Origin of the sequence: Thermogemmatispora sp., from assembly GCF_019683635.1 — a bacterium.
GTDB lineage: Bacteria > Chloroflexota > Ktedonobacteria > Ktedonobacterales > Ktedonobacteraceae > Thermogemmatispora.
Map to the genome: position 1 here is coordinate 18,019 of NZ_JADGIA010000009.1, position 16,217 is coordinate 34,235.

At 62.0% G+C, this 16,217-nt stretch carries 13 protein-coding genes; 6 read left to right on the top strand and 7 right to left on the bottom strand.

Translation table 11 applies throughout. From position 1 onward, the window contains the following. Window positions 1–58: 58 nt before the first annotated feature. Both IRZ31_RS02275 and IRZ31_RS02280 read left to right on the top strand, forming a co-directional pair. Entirely contained in the window at window positions 59–1,048 is a 990-nt protein-coding gene (locus IRZ31_RS02275; RefSeq protein WP_297149097.1) for an LLM class flavin-dependent oxidoreductase, read from the top strand. 135 nt (window positions 1,049–1,183) lie between these two features. Beyond that, window positions 1,184–2,164 (top strand): trypsin-like peptidase domain-containing protein, encoded by a 981-nt coding sequence (locus IRZ31_RS02280; protein WP_297149099.1) that lies wholly within the window; start codon window positions 1,184–1,186, stop codon window positions 2,162–2,164. 247 nt (window positions 2,165–2,411) lie between these two features. On the opposite strand, the gene msrA is transcribed toward IRZ31_RS02280, so the two are convergent. Continuing rightward, window positions 2,412–2,975, bottom strand: coding sequence for a peptide-methionine (S)-S-oxide reductase MsrA (msrA, locus tag IRZ31_RS02285; protein WP_297149101.1), 564 nt, complete (start codon window positions 2,973–2,975; stop codon window positions 2,412–2,414). 353 nt (window positions 2,976–3,328) lie between these two features. Between msrA and IRZ31_RS02290 the strand changes: the two genes are divergently transcribed. Continuing rightward, a complete protein-coding gene (locus IRZ31_RS02290) occupies window positions 3,329–3,661 on the top strand; it encodes a hypothetical protein (RefSeq protein ID WP_297149103.1) in 333 nt (110 codons plus the stop codon). Window positions 3,662–3,736: 75 nt separating this feature from the next. On the opposite strand, the gene IRZ31_RS02295 is transcribed toward IRZ31_RS02290, so the two are convergent. The 6 genes from IRZ31_RS02295 to IRZ31_RS02320 all read right to left on the bottom strand — a co-directional run bounded on the left by IRZ31_RS02295 (window position 3,737) and on the right by IRZ31_RS02320 (window position 11,322). After that, window positions 3,737–4,648, bottom strand: coding sequence for a class I SAM-dependent methyltransferase (locus tag IRZ31_RS02295; protein WP_297149105.1), 912 nt, complete (start codon window positions 4,646–4,648; stop codon window positions 3,737–3,739). A gap of 354 nt (window positions 4,649–5,002) precedes the next feature. Then, window positions 5,003–5,755, bottom strand: coding sequence for an SDR family oxidoreductase (locus IRZ31_RS02300; RefSeq protein WP_112426390.1), 753 nt, complete (start codon window positions 5,753–5,755; stop codon window positions 5,003–5,005). Window positions 5,756–5,979: 224 nt separating this feature from the next. Continuing rightward, on the bottom strand, window positions 5,980–6,594 hold the full coding sequence (locus IRZ31_RS02305) for a TetR/AcrR family transcriptional regulator (protein WP_297149110.1): 615 nt from the start codon (window positions 6,592–6,594) through the stop codon (window positions 5,980–5,982). Window positions 6,595–6,862: 268 nt separating this feature from the next. Beyond that, complete coding sequence (locus IRZ31_RS02310) at window positions 6,863–8,812, bottom strand: hydantoinase B/oxoprolinase family protein (RefSeq protein ID WP_297149111.1); 1,950 nt, start codon at window positions 8,810–8,812, stop codon at window positions 6,863–6,865. Between the two features lie 155 nt (window positions 8,813–8,967). Next, a complete protein-coding gene (locus tag IRZ31_RS02315; protein WP_297149113.1) occupies window positions 8,968–10,995 on the bottom strand; it encodes a hydantoinase/oxoprolinase family protein in 2,028 nt (675 codons plus the stop codon). 105 nt (window positions 10,996–11,100) lie between these two features. Continuing rightward, complete coding sequence (locus tag IRZ31_RS02320; RefSeq protein ID WP_297149115.1) at window positions 11,101–11,322, bottom strand: hypothetical protein; 222 nt, start codon at window positions 11,320–11,322, stop codon at window positions 11,101–11,103. Window positions 11,323–12,003: 681 nt separating this feature from the next. Here IRZ31_RS02320 and IRZ31_RS02325 point away from each other — a divergent pair. The 3 genes from IRZ31_RS02325 to IRZ31_RS02335 all read left to right on the top strand — a co-directional run bounded on the left by IRZ31_RS02325 (window position 12,004) and on the right by IRZ31_RS02335 (window position 16,176). Then, window positions 12,004–13,593, top strand: a complete 1,590-nt coding sequence (locus IRZ31_RS02325) for a long-chain fatty acid--CoA ligase (protein ID WP_297149117.1) — start codon at window positions 12,004–12,006, stop codon at window positions 13,591–13,593. A 94-nt stretch (window positions 13,594–13,687) separates the two neighbouring features. Continuing rightward, window positions 13,688–15,064 carry an MmgE/PrpD family protein gene (locus IRZ31_RS02330; RefSeq protein WP_297149119.1) on the top strand — a complete coding sequence of 459 codons (1,377 nt, stop codon included), beginning with the start codon at window positions 13,688–13,690 and terminating at the stop codon, window positions 15,062–15,064. Between the two features lie 125 nt (window positions 15,065–15,189). Next, window positions 15,190–16,176, top strand: a complete 987-nt coding sequence (locus IRZ31_RS02335) for a thiamine pyrophosphate-dependent dehydrogenase E1 component subunit alpha (protein ID WP_297149121.1) — start codon at window positions 15,190–15,192, stop codon at window positions 16,174–16,176. Window positions 16,177–16,217 lie beyond the last annotated feature (41 nt).

The following is a 16,217-nucleotide window of genomic DNA, read 5'->3' on the forward strand; positions in this document are numbered from 1 at the left end:
GATGAGCGCCTGTTGAGGCTGCTCTCCTATTGCATGAGAGAAGGAAGAGAGAAGACCTATGCAGCAAGAGAGCACCGCTTCTGCTCACGGACAAGGGACTGCTAACCAGCCGGGGCGCGAGCGTGTTGGGCTGGCGCTCTTTGGGCGCGCCGGTGTGCCTCATCTCCTAGAGAGGCTTCGTCAGGCCGAGCAGGCTGGTGTGCGCCAATTCTGGATGACGCAGCTACCGACCTCGCCGGATACCCTGACGCTGTTTGCTGCGGCCCTGGTGCAGACGGAGCGCATCCGCCTGGGAACGGCGATTGTGCCGACCTACCCGCGGCATCCCCTGGTGATGGCTCAGCAGGCTTACACGCTGGAGGAGCTGGGGCCGGGTCGCCTGCGCCTTGGAGTGGGGACCAGCCATCGCCACTCAATTGAGGGGGTCTACGGCTTCTCGATGGTGGAGCCGTTGGAGCAGCTCCGCGAGTATGTGAGCATCCTGAGAGCGGCGCTGTGGGATGGCGCTGTGGACGTTCAGGGACGCTTCTACACGGCGCACGCCACCTTTCCGCAGCCGGTGCGCGTTCCCATTCTGGTGTCGGCCCTGCGGAGCCGGGCCTTTCGACTGGCGGGCGAGTTAGCCGATGGAGCCATTTCGTGGATGTGCCCCCATTCCTATCTGTTGGAGAAGGCCAGGCCGGCTCTGGTCGAAGGGGCTACCTCACGTGGGCGTCCGGTACCGCCCTTGTTGGCTCATGTGCCGGTAGTGTTAGGGAGAGATTGGGGGGCAGTTCTGGAGGTGGCGCGCAAGCATCTCGGCTTTTATGGGCGCGCGCCCTTCTATCGCAACATGTTCGCGGATGCGGGCTATCCCCTGGGAGCCGACGGTCTGCTGCCAGAAGAGCTGGTCAGGAACCTGGTGGTCTGGGGAGACGAGGCCACGGTGGCTGCTCGTCTGCGCGAGCTGCTGGCACAGGGGCTGGATGAGCTGGTGGTGACCCTGGTGCCAGTGGCTGACGAGGGGCGCGAGCTAGAGCGCCTCATGGAGCTGCTAGGCACCCTGTAGCCAGCCGACTGGGGTGAGAGTCTGCGCTGCCCCTTGAAGGGGGTATGTGATACAATAGAAAGCAATCTCATTGATTCGCGGCCTCGCACGCTCGGCGAAAAATGGGGTTCCACAGCAGAAAGCGCAATTGCAGCTATGATGGAAACAGAAGAACGCGATGCACAGGCTCTTGATGCCTATTCGCGCGCGGTAACGACAGCAGCGGAGCGGGTGGGGCCGGCAGTAGTGCGAATTGACGTTGAGCGCGGCGGGCTGCGCTGGCCATACTTTTCCCCGGGGTATGGGGGGCCCGGCTTCGACGCGACCGGGCTGGGCTCCGGCTTCCTCTTCGCCTCCGATGGACAGGTGCTGACCAATGCCCACGTTGTCGAGGGCGCGCGGCGCATTCGGGTAACGCTGGCCGATGGGCGCTCCTTTGATGCCGGCCTGGTCGGTGCCGATCCTGATGCCGATGTTGCTCTCCTGCGTATCGGCGCGGACCGTCTACCGGTCGCCGAATTTGGACGGGGAAAGCTGCGTGTGGGCCAGCTGGTGATTGCCGTAGGCAACCCCTACGGATTGAACTGGACCGTGACTGCGGGGGTTGTCAGCGCCCTCGGGCGTACGCTGGAGGGGCGTGGAGGGCGTCGCCTCACCAACCTCATTCAGACCGATACCCCCATCAACCCAGGCAACTCGGGCGGCCCGCTGGTTGACAGCTCTGGGCGGGTCGTTGGCATGACGACCGCGATGGTCGCTCTGGCTCAGGGATTGGGCTTCTCGATCCCTCTGGAGACGCTCCAGGGAGCCATCGCGCGTATCACGCGTGGCAGCACAGCACGAGCTGGAAGCGTGGCGCTGGGAGTTGGGGGCATGCGCGTCCTGCTAGACCCGGCTCTGCGGCGCAGCGCCCAGCTCAACCAGGTCAGCGGTATGGAGCTGCTGGAAGTCCACCATGACAGCCCCGCTGAGCGGGCCGGCCTGCGCCGTCTTGATATCATTGTGGCCGCCGACGGTGAGCCAGTCTCTGAGCCGCGCGACCTGCAGCGTATTGTGCGGCGCCATTTGCCCGGTGAGCGCCTGGTTGTGAACTTCCTGCGCGATGGCAAGTTGCGCCGGGTAACCGCTGTCCTCTAAGAGCGACCGCCTCCTAGCGGACCCGACTGTTGCCACTGTTCCGCTCCCCATTTATCAGCGAAGCAGAAGGTGACCCCAGGCAGGCCCTCTGCCCTGGCTCTTACGAGTGCTGCAGAGAGGGCGAGCCGGGAGAAGATACCTGAAACAATCAGACAGGTGTCTGTTCTCTCCCCCTGGGGTCACCGCTCTTCCGTTCGCTCTCGGACCCGGCTCCCAGCGCCTACGGACGCGTCCCCTCTCTGGCGAGCTACGCGCGCGCCTGGTCTTCCTTAACGACCGGAGTGTACTCCCTCAACAGCTTCTGCACCTTGGGTGTAATGACTATCATGCAGTAGGGCTGGTTAGGGTGACGATCGTAGTAGTCGCGGTGGTAGTCTTCGGCAGGGTAGAAGTTGCTGAACGGCACGATCTCTGTCACAATCGGGTCGCGGTAGGTCCGCGCGCGCTCCAGGGCCTCCTTTGAAGCCAGGGCGATGCGCCGTTGCTCATCGTCATGGTAGAAAATGGCTGAGCGGTACTGTGTACCGACGTCGTTCCCCTGACGATTAAGCGTCGTTGGATCGTGGATGTGCCAGAAGATGTCAAGTAACTGTTCGTAGGAGATGACTCGCGGATCGTAGCGGATCTGAACGGCCTCGGCGGCCCCAGTCTTTCCCGAGCAGACCTGTTCATAGCTGGGGTTCGGAACCTGGGAAGCGGCGTAGCCGGGAGTGACGCTCTCCACTCCTTTGACGCGCTTGAAGACCGCTTCGGTGCACCAGAAGCAGCCTCCCGCGAGCGTGGCCAGCTCCAACTGGTCGTGGTCACTCATAGAACACCTCGTTTCTCTCACATTCTCTCTGCGTCCCTGTACTCTATCACAGTCAACGGGGTGGTCACAATCTCAGCCGTGAGCGCCAAGAGCGATAGATGCTGATACTGAAGATCCTCTCTTGCTGGCCTGGCTGTTCTGCCTGTTCGCTGCAGCCTCTTTTCTCCAGCGGGAGGGATCTGTCTCCAGGGAAGCTGCTTAGCTCGTGAGTATGGGTGAAGCTGGTCGCCCTTTCCTTTTCACGGAAGCCAGAGACAAGCGTCATTACAGAGTGTAGGTAGAGTGGCAACACTCTTCCTGGGGTGACGAAAGAACGAGTGTAGGCGCCGTGAAGCACAAAGGAGCGAAACACTATGCTGCCCTTTCTCATTCTAATCGTCTGCATGCTATTGCTTGGCGGCCTGGTGGTTCTCTGCTATCTCTATCTGCGCTGTGGCCTGGGCCGGCCACGGCTCATGTATCTCAGCCGCTGGCCTGAGCACTGGCGGGCCAATGCCAGCGCTGGCAGATCCCGCTATCCGGCGGAGCCGATCCAGCCGACCATGAACGATGAGAGTCTGCTGCTGGCCGTCAACATCCCGGTAGGCGAAACCAGTCGTCAGGCCCGCCTCATCGCCTTCCTCCTGCTCAGTGGCCTACTCCTGAGTACCCTTCTCCTCCTGCTGGCTCTTGGAAGCCAGCTCTAACCCACGGTCACACTGGGGCGAGTTGGAGCCAGGTCAGTCAGGCCGAGTCGGCGGATTGAGGACGGGCCAGGGAACTCAGGCCGGAGATGAGGCCGTTGGCTTCTGGCCCCAGACTGTCACCAGGGTCCAGATAGCACAGAAATCGTCCTGTTGCATCTCTGCCAGAGCCTGCTGCATCTGACGCTGTAGCTTCTCGCGTTCAATCAAGCCGGTACCTAACAAGAACGGTTGAATCAGCTCCAGGCCCATCAGGCAGTCTTTAAAGAGGCCATAGTAGGCAGGGGTATCGATTGACCATTCAATGGCGGTCGCATGGAGGCGCACCTGCTGGAATCCGGCCTGGCGCAGCAAGCGCGGAAGTACGGGAGTGATACCAACATGGCGTCCATCAGGCGAAAAACTGCGACCAGCCATCTTTAGCACGCGTGTTCCCAGCTCGTGCAATGCGCTTAGCGTCGGGCTGGTTGTCAGAGACAGCTCGCCTTCGGTCAGACGGAGTACGGCCCCTGGCTTCAGCAGGCGATACCCTTCGGCCACCAGCCGTGGCCAGGCTGCGGGCAGCATGAAGCCAGACAGCAGGCGGCCATTCACCAGATCAAAAGCTGCCTCGGGGAAGGCCAGCGGCTCTGTGACATCCATTACCTGAAAGCTGGCGTTGGCCAGGCGGCGTGTCTGGGCCTGGACCGTCGCGTACTCCACCACTGCCGGACTGATATCGACCCCGATCACCTCGGCATCGGGATAGGCGCGCGCCAGGTCCAGAACCCAGCCACCTGGGCCACAGGCCAGGTCAAGCACTCTGGCCTCCGGGGGCAGCGTCAGCCCCTCGGGAAAGAGGCCGCCCATACCCTCGGTGATGATGCGCTCCTGCATCGTCAGGCGAGCCAGTTCGCCTGGATTCTCGGGATCGATCACATACATATGCCGGCGTTCGGCCAATGCCTCGCTAGACTGGGGCTCTGCTGGCTGCTCCGCTGAACTGCTCATAGTCTACCTGTCCCTCATCATCGCTCTGCTAGAGTAGAGGAAGGCTGCGGCTTCTGGGCGGGCCGGAAAGCAGCGCCACCACGCTTGCTCAGCCCTTGAGAAGCAATCACCCCTCCTGCTCGCCGTTCTTACTCTGCCCTACCAGGATAGCATTACTGCTGACCCTGCGCCAAGCTCAGCAATTGACGCAGATGCAGTCGGAGCACGCAGAAGCCGATCAAGGGCGCGAGAGGCGGAGATCTGTCGTCCTCCATAATGATGAAGAGCGCGGTGGTAAGGCAGAAGCCAGCGGTACACCACCGCGCTCACTCGAACTGGAGTCAAAGCAGAGCCAGAGGGAAGAGCGGAGCACTGCTAATCCATGAGCATACCGCCGTTGACATCCAGCACCAGGCCGGTGATCCAATTCGAGGCAGGGGAAGCCAGGAAGAGAATCGCCTCAGCGATATCGCGCGGATCGCCCAGGCGGCCCAGGGGAGACATCTCATCGCGATAAGGGTGCCCGATCGTCATATCCGTCCAGACCGGACCGGGAGCCACGGCATTGACATAGATTGCATGGGGAGCGCCAGCCTTCGCCACCCACTTAATAAAAGAATGAACGCCACCCTTAGCGGCCACATAATGGGGGCCGGAGATCACGCCGCCCACCTTCCCGGCGACCGAGCCTACACATACAATCTTCCCATAGCCGCGGGCCTTCATGTGGGGATAGACCGCCTGCACACAGAGGAACGTGCCCCGCAGATCAATGGCCAGCACCCGATCCCATTCCTCCACCGTCATCGCCTCCAGATCTGTCCGCGAGACCACCCCGGCGCAGGTGACCAGAATATGGGGGGCGCCGAGGCGGGCCACGACCTCATCAATCGCCTGGCGCACCTGCTGCGCATCGGACACATCACAGTGCACGCTCAAGGCGCGCTGGCCCAGCGCCTCTACTGCCTGCACAGTCTCCGTACAGGGAAGCACATCCAGGGCGGCCACGCTGGCCCCTTCACGGGCCAGCACCCGGGCGGTGGTCTGGCCGATGCCGCGGGCCGCGCCGGTGACCACCGCCACCTGGCCACTCAGGTTAATCCGATCACTGACAGGAGCTGCTGCCATAAAAGAACCGCCTTTCGCTGCATCGCTTCACTTTGCCTCAATGCACACGCAACCAGCAGCGCCCGAACTGCAGCCAGGGTCAGCAAGCCGCAACGGGTGCTCAAGGCACTCCCGGTGGCTGCCCCGGCTCGTACTGGGCACCGCATCACAGCTGGCCGTCCACTCGTCGCTCGGCAAGTAAGCGAGCGAGAGAATGGACGAGTCGCGCGGCGGGCCGATGCCGATCAGCCAGCTTGTGGACCGGCTGAGGTCTCCGGAGCCTGGCTCTGGTTGTCTCCCTGGGCAATGCCGCGCAAGAAGATGGAGCTAAAGGTAGCCGCAATCTCTTCGGGGGAGAGGCGCCCCTCGGGATTGAGCCATTGATAGGCGTAGTTGTGCATACCCAAGAAGCCGAGGCAGGTCACCGAGACATCCAGGGGCCGAAAGAGGCCCTGCTCAATACCGCGCTGCAGAGCCGCGCGGATGTAGCCCTCAAAGCGCTTGCGCTTCTCCCGAATCGCTGCTGCCCGCTCGGGAGAGAGCGCTCGCCACTCATTCAAGAAGACAGTCACGTAGGGCCGGTAGTCAGCGATGACGCGCATCAGAATACAGCTCAGAGTGCGCAGCGCATCGCGTGGGTCCATCTCGGCACTCAGGCGTCGCTCTGTCTCCTCTAGCAAGGGATTGATGAACTGCTCATGCACCCAAAACAGAAGTTCATCCTTGCTTTCGATATGGTGGTAGAGGCTGGCCTTGCCCAGCCCCAGCGCTTCGGAGAGGTCACGTACGCTGGTACCGTGGTAGCCATGCCGGGCGAAGAGCTGAGCAGCTACCTCGATAATATCGCGCTTGCGCGCCACGGGAACCCTCCTCTCTGGACGTGGGGTGGGAGGCAGGGGGCCGGCCTCTGCTCCCTCGACAAACTGTCAGTCACCATCAGCGTGTCCCAAATTGATTTTCTGCACTGCAGCAAGCAAAGGCGGCGTTGATTTACGGGGGATGAGGAGGAACCGCAACCGGGATAGAAGCCGGAGCCGCGGGTCGAAGGCCTCGTGTTCTCCTGCAGATCGGGAAGTGCTGGCCCATAGATCCCACCTTTCACATGCAGTACAGATTATAGAACGCCTGTCAATGCCTCTGACTGGCAGCTGCGTTACGCAGCGCCTGCGTTGCCTCATAGTCAATCTGGAGTCCCTCGGGATCGTGGTGAGGGTCGCCCTGGATCACCACGCCATATAGCTCTCGTGCTGTCTCGATACTGATGTACTCATCACGCACATCCCGCAGTACTCGCTCGGGGGGACGCTCCAAAGGATTGCCCCAGCCGCCGCCACCATTGGTAAGGTAGCGGAACATCGTGCGTGGGCGTGTGCGCCAGATTGGCACGCGGGCGAAGTGAAAGTAGCGTCCCTGGCGGTCGAGGGTGTGAGACTCTGGGTTGAGCACCCCGGCGACAGGTGTAGCCTGGCGATAGACCGCCTCATCGAAGCCGACCAGACCGGCTCGCTGAACCTGCTCGTAGGCTTCAGGCTCCCAGACCCAGACAGCCCCTACGGCTCCATCCTTGCCGCCGTAGACGCCGAAGCCGCTGGGGGCCTTCGTATGCAGCGGCATCGAATAGTGCTCGGCCTCGGTCAGCCACAGCGTATCTTTAACCACCGCCGCCCCACCGCGATGCCGACCGGCGCCGGCAGTATCGGTGGCATACTCCTTGCGCAGCACCACGCAGGGGAAATCGGCTTCGATGGCCTCGGTGGCGGGGTCGAGATTATTCGCCAGGTAGAACACCATATAGCTATCGGCATCGCCATCCTTGGTCGCGCCCCAGGGGCCGTGCTCGCCGCCGCACTGCGCCATCGTCACCCAGGGGACACCATTGCGCACGCCGTTGGCATTATGGATATTGAGCGAACAGTAATCGCCGCCGACGGCGTTCGGCCCCAGAGCCTCCTTCAGCGCACGGAAGATTGCCAGCAGTAGTGGCTGGGTGCTCTCCCAATAGAGGAAGATCGCCCCGTCGGGCGGCATGGCGCTAAAGAAAGTGCCCTCCGGCAGCACAATATCCACATTGCGCAGCGTGCCCGACGTAAAGGGGCTGCGCGGGTCCAGCAGATACTTGAGGGCCACCGCCACCGCCGTCTTGGCGTCCAGCCAACCGCCGTTGATACTCGTGCGCGCCTGGCGTGAGCTGCCGCTCAGATCAACCTCCGCGCGATCGCCGCGGATGCGCACCTTCACCTTGACGTGGTACTCCTCGCTATCGTCAATACCATCGCAGTCGATAAAGTCCTCACCCTCGAACTCGCCATCCGGCAGGCGGGCCAGGGCCTGGCGCATGGTCTCCGCCGAGAGATCGCAGGCATAGCGGACCGCCCCCAGATAGCTCTCAACGCCGTAGCGCTGGATGGTCTCCAGCAGCAGGTTCTCGCCCAGACGGAGATTCTGATAGATCGTTTTGATGTCCGGCAGCAGCAGATTGCCGAAGCGAGCATTGTCGAAGATCAGGCTCCAGGCCGACTTGACCGGACGATCGTCGTGATAGAGCAACTGCGGCCCGATGACCAGGCCGTTCTCATAGACATTGCGCTTCGTGCCACTGAAGCCAGCCGGCACCACGCCCCCCATGTCGAGCATATGAGCCTGTAGATTGACGAAGCCGACCAGACGGCCTTCGAAGAAGACCGGACGAATAAAGCAGACATCGTTCACATGGGTGCCAATGCGATAGGGATCGTTGCACATCAGCACATCGCCCGGCTGCAGATTCTGGGGCCCGAACTCCTCAACGGCATTGCGCACCGCATCGGTCATCGTACCCAGGAAGAGCACCAGGCTGTTGCTCACCGCCGGTGTCGGATAGTCCAGCTCTGGTGGGCCAGCGATCGTACTGGCGAAATCGTACCAATCCCGTAAAATAACTGAAAAGGCATTGGTAAGCAGTCCCGTGCACATATGCTGCACGATGTAGCGCAGGCGGCTAGACAGGACCGTTGCCGTAAAGCGATCGCACTGATAGCGCGCGCGGAAAGCATCCTCGTCCAGATCCTTGATGAGCACCGGTGGCTCGACGCGCACCATAGTAGGGACCTCCTTATGTACTGTAGAAGCGTACAGACGGCTAAGACAAGGCGAAGTAGATTGACGGGTCCGAGGGCGGGCAGAGGCTCGCTGTCGCTGCGGGCGAGTGAGCGCAGAGAGTGGCCTCTGCCCACACCAGATGGAGCCAAATCGCGCTAAGCCGCTGGCTCGATAACAATCTCTCCCCAGGAGCCAACGCGGGCCACCTGACCGGCGACCACATGGATCGTCGAGGTTGGTTCGCGGATAATGGCCGGACCGCGCACGAGTGCCCCGCTCGTCAGGTGAGCGCGCTCATACTCTGCAACTCGCAGCTCACCGTTGCCGAGATAGCGCAGCGTCGTCCAGCGCTCGGGAACGGCCTCGTGCGGCTGGCCCTGCCCCAGGAAGGGATATTCAACCTTCTGCGAAGGCACCACGACCTGCACACGATAGGTCACACTCTGAACCGGAATCGCCTCGAAGCGATTGCCCGAGCGCTGCTCATAGACGCGGTGGAAATTTTCGATCATCGTCGTGATCGTCTCGGCGGTAATCTCACCGGCGGGCACCTCCACGAAAGGGGTCTCCCAGGTCTGGCCAAGCAGGCGCCCGTCGAAGCTGCGCAGGACCCGTAGCTGGCTCTTGTCGCCAGGAATACGCGCCAGGAGCTTCTCCTCCATCGCGCGATAGATCTGCGCAATCGTCGGAGCCGCCTCCGGCGTCAGAACCATATAGGCGCTGCGGCTGTCGGAGTAGACCAGATCGGAGCTGAGCAGGCCGAGTGCGGAGAAGAAGCCAGGATAGGGAGGAACGATCACCCGCCTGGCCTTGATCTGCTCCAGAATCGCCGGCAGGAAGAGCGGGCCGGCGGAGCCATAGGCGATCAAGCTATAATCGCGCGGATCGATACCCTGTTTAATTGTAATGTCCAGCAGGCCCTCAGCGATATTATTCAGACCGATCTTATAAGCGTACTCGATGCGCTTCTCCAGGCTCAACGAAGTGGGCAGGCGTTCGAAAGCCGCGCGAGCCAGGTCCACATTAAGGCGCATCTGGCCGCCGAGGAAGCGCTCGGGATCGAGGATACCGATCAGCAGACAGGTATCGGTCAGAGTCGGGGCTGTACCGCCCTTGCCGTAGCAGGCTGGACCGGGATCGGCGCCAGCGCTCTCCGGTCCGACGTGCATCTCTCCGGAAGGAGCGATCGAAACGATGCTGCCACCGCCAGCCCCGATACTGGTGATCTCGATCGAGAGTGCATTGACCAGCAGATCATGCTCCAGCTCGAAGGTCTCATTCACCACCGGCTGACCATGTGTCACCACGCTGATATCGCACGATGTGCCGCCGATATCGCAGCAGATCAGATTCTCCTCGCCGATGAGCTGCCCGAAATGGGCACTGGAGACAGCTCCTGCCGCCGGACCGGCGAAGACAATGCGGAAAGGCTGCTCCATCGCGATCTCTGCGGGGCGTAGCATCGCGGCGCAATCAGCAAAATTAACCTGGCCCGCGAAGCCGGCCTCGCGCAGTCCCGAGAGCAGATTGTGCGAATACTGAGAGAAAATGATCTTCATCAGCACATCGATCAACGTCGTCGAGGCGCGTGCGTACTCCTTGGCCAGGGGAGAGACCTCCGAGGAGATCGAGCAAGGGATATCGCCCAGCTCCTCGCGAACAAGCTCGCGCAGACGGATCTCATGCTGTGGGTTCACATAGGCATTGAGCAGGCAGATGGCAACTCCCTGAACGCCACACTTCTTGAGAATGGCCAGCTGCTGGCGGGCCTGGGACTCGTCGAGAGGGATCAGCACGCTGCCATCAGCAGTAATACGCTCACTGATGCCGCGGCGCAGATAGCGAGGGACCAGGGGAGCAGCAGCATCGCCGAAGGGGCGACGCCAGCCGGGGTCGGTCAGGGCGTCGAGCGGGCGCCAGGTTCGTCCCATGTCCAGGATGTCCCGATGTCCGATTGTCGTCAGGAAGGCTACCTTGGGGAGACGGCGCGTAATGATGGCATTCAGGCCGGCAGTGCTGGCATGGTTAAAGATCGGTTTGCTGGCGATATCGAGCAGGCGCGCGCCTTCGATCACCGAGCGCTCCGTCTCCAGGGCATTCGTAGGGACCTTGGTCACCTTGATCGTGTGGTCGTCGAGGGCCACAACGTCGGTGAACGTGCCGCCAACATCGACTGCAAGCATAGAAAGACTCCTCAGAAGAAATACTCATGCGAGGCGACTCTACGATCAGTGAAGTCAGTCAGTTAGTCAGGGCGCAAGGATGACACTCCGCCCAATCGGGCCGGGCTAGAGTGTCTCGGAGAGAAGCTGGATGGAGCCGAGGCGACCCCAGCGCTCGCGCTCCAGGCTGTAGAGGCAGTCCTGGCATTTTGTAACGAGCCACCAGCCGCCTTCACTCAGCACGGGGTAGCGCCGCAGGTTGTGGCTGCCACACTCAGGACATTGACCCTGGACAGGCTCCTTGTGGACAAAGAGGAAAGGCTCACTGGACCGTGGGTAGACGCTCATCCTTAGACCTCCTTTGAACGAAGGCCGCACGTCGTCTCTGTGCGGGCCGGGCCGAACAAGACCAGGCCAGAAGCACGCTGCTACCCTGACGTCGACGGTCAGCCGTCTGCTCTACTGGAGCTGCAGAAAGCAGAGCAGCGACCTGACGGTCTGCGCTGTGCGCTGCGCCAGCGGCAGCGTCTACGGTGGACGCGTCGCTTCTATGCGACCGACCAGTCGGTTGAGAGTATAGCATAGGCGAAGCACCGCCGTCAAGGGTCTATCGATTATAGCACTTTTAGAAGTCGCTGCTCCTCGGCCTTTAGTGAAATCGCGATACTAGTAAAATCTAATCTTGCGCGACAGTAATCCGCGCAATACTTTCCACTGACCCTTGACGCCAAATTGCAGGCTATGTTATACTTCCGCCGAACAGACCGATTGGTCGGTCGGGAAAGTGGGACCCGGCCAGCGAGCCGTGTCTCCCGCGCCCAGCGCGTCGACGAGCGAGGGGCCGGACCTGGGTCTGCCAGCAGGCGGTTCAGAGTGGCAGCCGCGCGCAGCATCTGCGTTGCGTTGTGTTGTCCTCTCCATCTCTCCGGTCCAGCAACCTGGAAGGAAGGTGCTTGCCAGGCCACCAGCGAGCAAAGGAGCGATCTGCCTGCTAAGCTGCGGCCTGGTGAGCCGGCAAAGGAGCGCGTCATGACCTTCAACTTCAGCAGTGTCATTGAGCACTATGCGGAACGGCACCCCGAGCGGGAGGCCATTATTTACGAGGGGCGACGGCTCAGCTATGGTCAGCTTCACGAGCGCTGTGAGGCGCTTGCCTGTGCTCTTCAGGAGTGTGGCTTGAAAGCTGGGGACATCGTTGCTATTCTCCTCAAGAACTGCTCTGAGTTCCTGGAGACCATCATCGCCGTAAACCGACTTGGCGCGGTGGCTCTGCCGGTCAACTGGCGGCTCGTAGGCGAAGAGCTGGTCTATATCCTCAATCACAGCGAGACCAAGCTGCTCGTGAGTGAGCGCGAGTTTGCCCCCGTTGTTGAGGCGGTGCGTGGGCGCTGTTCGGCGCTGAGCCATGTCATTGGGGTCGGGGCGGACGTACCGGCGGGCTGGCTGGTCTATGATGAGCTGCTGGCGGCCCACCAGGGCCAGCATCTACCGGCGGTAGAGGTAGGGAGCGATGATCTACACCGTCTCATGTACACCTCTGGCACCACGGCCTACCCCAAAGGGGTCATGATCTCCTATGGCAACCTCTACTGGAAGAATATTGCGCAGATCACGCTCTTCGGCATCACGGCGGCGGATCGCACGCTCATCGTTGGGCCGCTCTACCACGTTGGTGGGCTGGATCTGCCAGCGACCTCGGTTCTCTATGCAGGTGGCAGCGTGGTCATTCTGCGCAAGTTTGAGCCGTTGACCTTGCTGGAGACCGTGCAGCGCGAGCGCGTCACCAACATGTGGCTACCGCCTTCAATGATCAACATGTTGCTCCAGGCCGAAGGCATCTGGAACTATGACCTCAGCTCGGTCCGCTTCATTATCGATGGCGGCGAGAAGATGCCCATTCCGCTCATTCAGAAGCTGCTCTCGCTTTTCCCCCAGGCCTGGTTTGCCGATGCCTATGGTCTGACTGAAACGGTCTCGGGTGATACCTATCTCGACAAGGCCAAGACCATAGAGAAGATTGGCTCTGTCGGCAAGCCCTGTCTCCACCTGCAGCTGCGCATTGTTGACGAGAACGATCAGCCATTGCCGCCGCGTCAGCCTGGGGAGATCGTCCTGCGCGGTCCCAAGGTCTTCAAAGGTTACTGGAAGGACCCCGAGGCTACGGCGGCGGCCTTGCGCAACGGTTGGTTCCACACCGGTGACATCGGCTATCTCGACGAGGAGGGCTATCTCTACATTGTCGATCGCAAGAAGGACATGATCATCAGCGGCGGCGAGAATATCGCTTCGCTCGAAGTGGAGCGTGTGCTCTACGAGGACCCGCGCGTCCTGGAGGCGGCGGTTGTGGGTATGCCGCATCCGCGCTGGGGAGAGGTGCCGGTAGCCTATGTTGTGGTAAAGCCGGGCCAGACGGTGACTGCCGAGGAGCTGCGAGCCGCCTGTCAGGCCAAGCTTGCCCGCTTTAAGGTGCCGCACCATATCTTTTTCATCGAGGCGCTGCCGCGCAATCCCTCGGGGAAGGTACTCAAGCGCGAGCTGCGCCTGCGCGTCGCTGAGGACGCCGCGGCTACGGCCAGGGGAGGTAGTTCCAGCCCCAGCCAGTCGGCTAATCCGGCCTGAGTCTGTCGGTGGGCGGTGAGTCAGTCCGGTACCGAAGCTGGAGGCGATTGCTGCTGCGTGCGTGAGCAAGTGAGTGAGCACAAGGAGGGTGTCAATGGAAAGAACCTTGAGCGCAGAGCTTGCGCAGTTTGTGGCTGGCCTGGGCTATGAGGCGCTGCCGGCCCAGGTGATTGACAAGGCCAAGACGTGCCTGTTGCACGGCCTGGCGGTCGGGCTGGCCGGCTCAGAGCTGGAGTATGCTCACATTGCGCGCCGGCTGGTGGCGCTGGCCGAGCCTGGAGTGGGCGAGGTAAGCGCGCCCGTGATCGGCTCCTCTCTACGCGCGAGCGTGGCCGGGGCGGCCTTTGCCAACGGGGTCATTCTGCATGGACGTGTCCAGGAGGACACGCATGGAACGGCCCACCCGGGCACGATGATCATCCCCGCGCTGTTGGCTGCGAGCGAGCTGCGTCCGCTGGATGGACGGGCCTTCCTGACCGCACTGGTGGCCGGCTACGAGGTCCTGGCGGCGGTCAGTCGTGATTTTACAGCCTTGACCACGCCGCGTGGCTTCCGGGCCAGTGCTATCTACGGGGTCTTTGGAGCGGCGGCAGCCGCGGGCAAGGCGCTGGCTTTGAGCGAGGAGCAGCTGGCGGCGGCGCTAGGTTTGGCCTCGGCCTTTGCCGGAGGAACCACGCAGTCCTTTGCCTCGGGAACGATGGAGTGGCACTTTGAAAACGGCGTGGCGGCGCGTAATGGCCTGCTGGCGGCTCTGCTCGCGCGCGAAGGAGCGCGGGCCTCGGCCATTGCTCTGGAGGGTCCTGCCGGCTTCTACCAGGCCTTTGCCGGTACGCGCGAGGGGCTGGAGCGCGTGGTGAGTCACCTGGGGCGCACCTGGGAGATCCTCAACGTGACCTTCAAGCCTTATCCAGTCTGTGCCTTTAATCAAAGCCCGATTACGGCGGCCTTGGAGCTGGTGCGAGCGCATGGGCCGCGTCCAGAGGAGATCGCGCGTATCGAATTGGAGATGAACGCCTACGAGGCCAATTATCCAGGCATGGCCTACACCGGACCATTCACGACGGTGGAGCAGACACAGATGAGTGCGCCTTTCTGTGTGGCCTGGACTCTGGCGCATCGCGCGTTCTCCTTCTCTGCCCTCACCCAGTTTGATGACGAGGCCACGCGCGCTCTGATCAGCAAACTGGAGATGCGCGCACGCCAGGATCTGCCGCCGCTCTCGCTGCGTCTGACGGTTCATCTCGTCGATGGGCGCACGTTGGAGCAGGAGCTGCAGGTCGATGCCAGCTATTATGCCTGGGACTTTGCTCGCGAGCTGGAACTGCTCAAGGAGCTGCAGCCAGATCTGCCTCTGACGCCCGAGGCGACGCAGCGGCTGATCGAGCTGATTCGCTCGCTGGAGCAGTGCCAGGATGTGCATGAATTGACGCGCTTGCTGGAGATACCGGCTCCCAGCTCCGTGGGCAGCTAGCGTTGTGCTGCTGAGCGCTGCGCAGACGGGCAACACAGGAAGCTGGTGAAAAACGGCTATCCGCCGGTGGTTGCCCGTCTGCCCTGTGAGATCGATCTTGATCTTGTTTGCAGAGGAGGCGAGGTGTGCCTGCTGAGGAGATTGATGGGGCGCTGGCGCGCCGTTTGCTGGCGACTATGCAGCTGATTCGGGCCTTCGAGGAGGCGGTGCGCGATCATTTTGCCGCCAGGCATATTCCTGGCTTTATTCATCTCTCTATTGGTCAGGAGGCGGTGGCTGCCGGTCTGGCCAGCGCTCTGGAGCGCGACGACTATTTGTATGTGACGCATCGAGGGCATGGCCATGTCATTGCCAAGGGGGCCGACCTGAAGCGCGTAGCAGCGGAGATCTTCGGCAAGGCTGCCGGTTATTGTCGGGGTCGGGGTGGCTCCATGCACATTGCGGCCTTTGAGGTGGGGATACTGGGAGCCAATGGGGTCGTTGGGGCAGGTCTCCCACATGCGGCGGGAGCGGCCTGGGCTTTACAGTTGCAGGGACGGCGGCAGGTGGCCGTGGCGGTCTTCGGTGATGGGGCTGTCAGCACCGGCCTCTTTCACGAAACGGCCAATATTGCCTCTCTCTGGCGCTTGCCGCTGCTCTTGCTCTGTGAGAACAACGGCTATGCCGAGTTTACGCCTTTGAGTGTGCACGCTGCCGTCGAGAGCGTGGCTGAGCGGGCCGCCGCCTATCGGCTGCCAGCCTGGCGGGTAGATGGACAGGACCCCCTGGCGGTGCGGGCGACGGTACGCGAGGCGCTGGTGCGGGTCCGCGCTGGTGAAGGGCCGGCTCTGGTGGAGTGCCTGACCTGGCGTGTACGTGGGCACTACGAAGGTGATCCGCAGCGCTATCGTTCATCTGCCGAGCTGGAGGAGGCGACAGCTCATGATCCTCTCCGCCTTTTTGCCGAGCGTCTGCGACGTGAAGGGCTGTTGAACGAGGCGGAGGAGGCGGAGCTGGCAGCTCAGGCCCGTCAGGCGGTGGCGGAGGCCATTGCCTATGCTCAAGAGGCGACCTTTCCTGATCCTGCCTCGGCCTTAGAAGATGTGCTCTACCAGCCGTCAGGGGCAGGCTGAGCTGAGCGAGGCTAAGCTGACATCCGGGTAAGCAAAGGAGC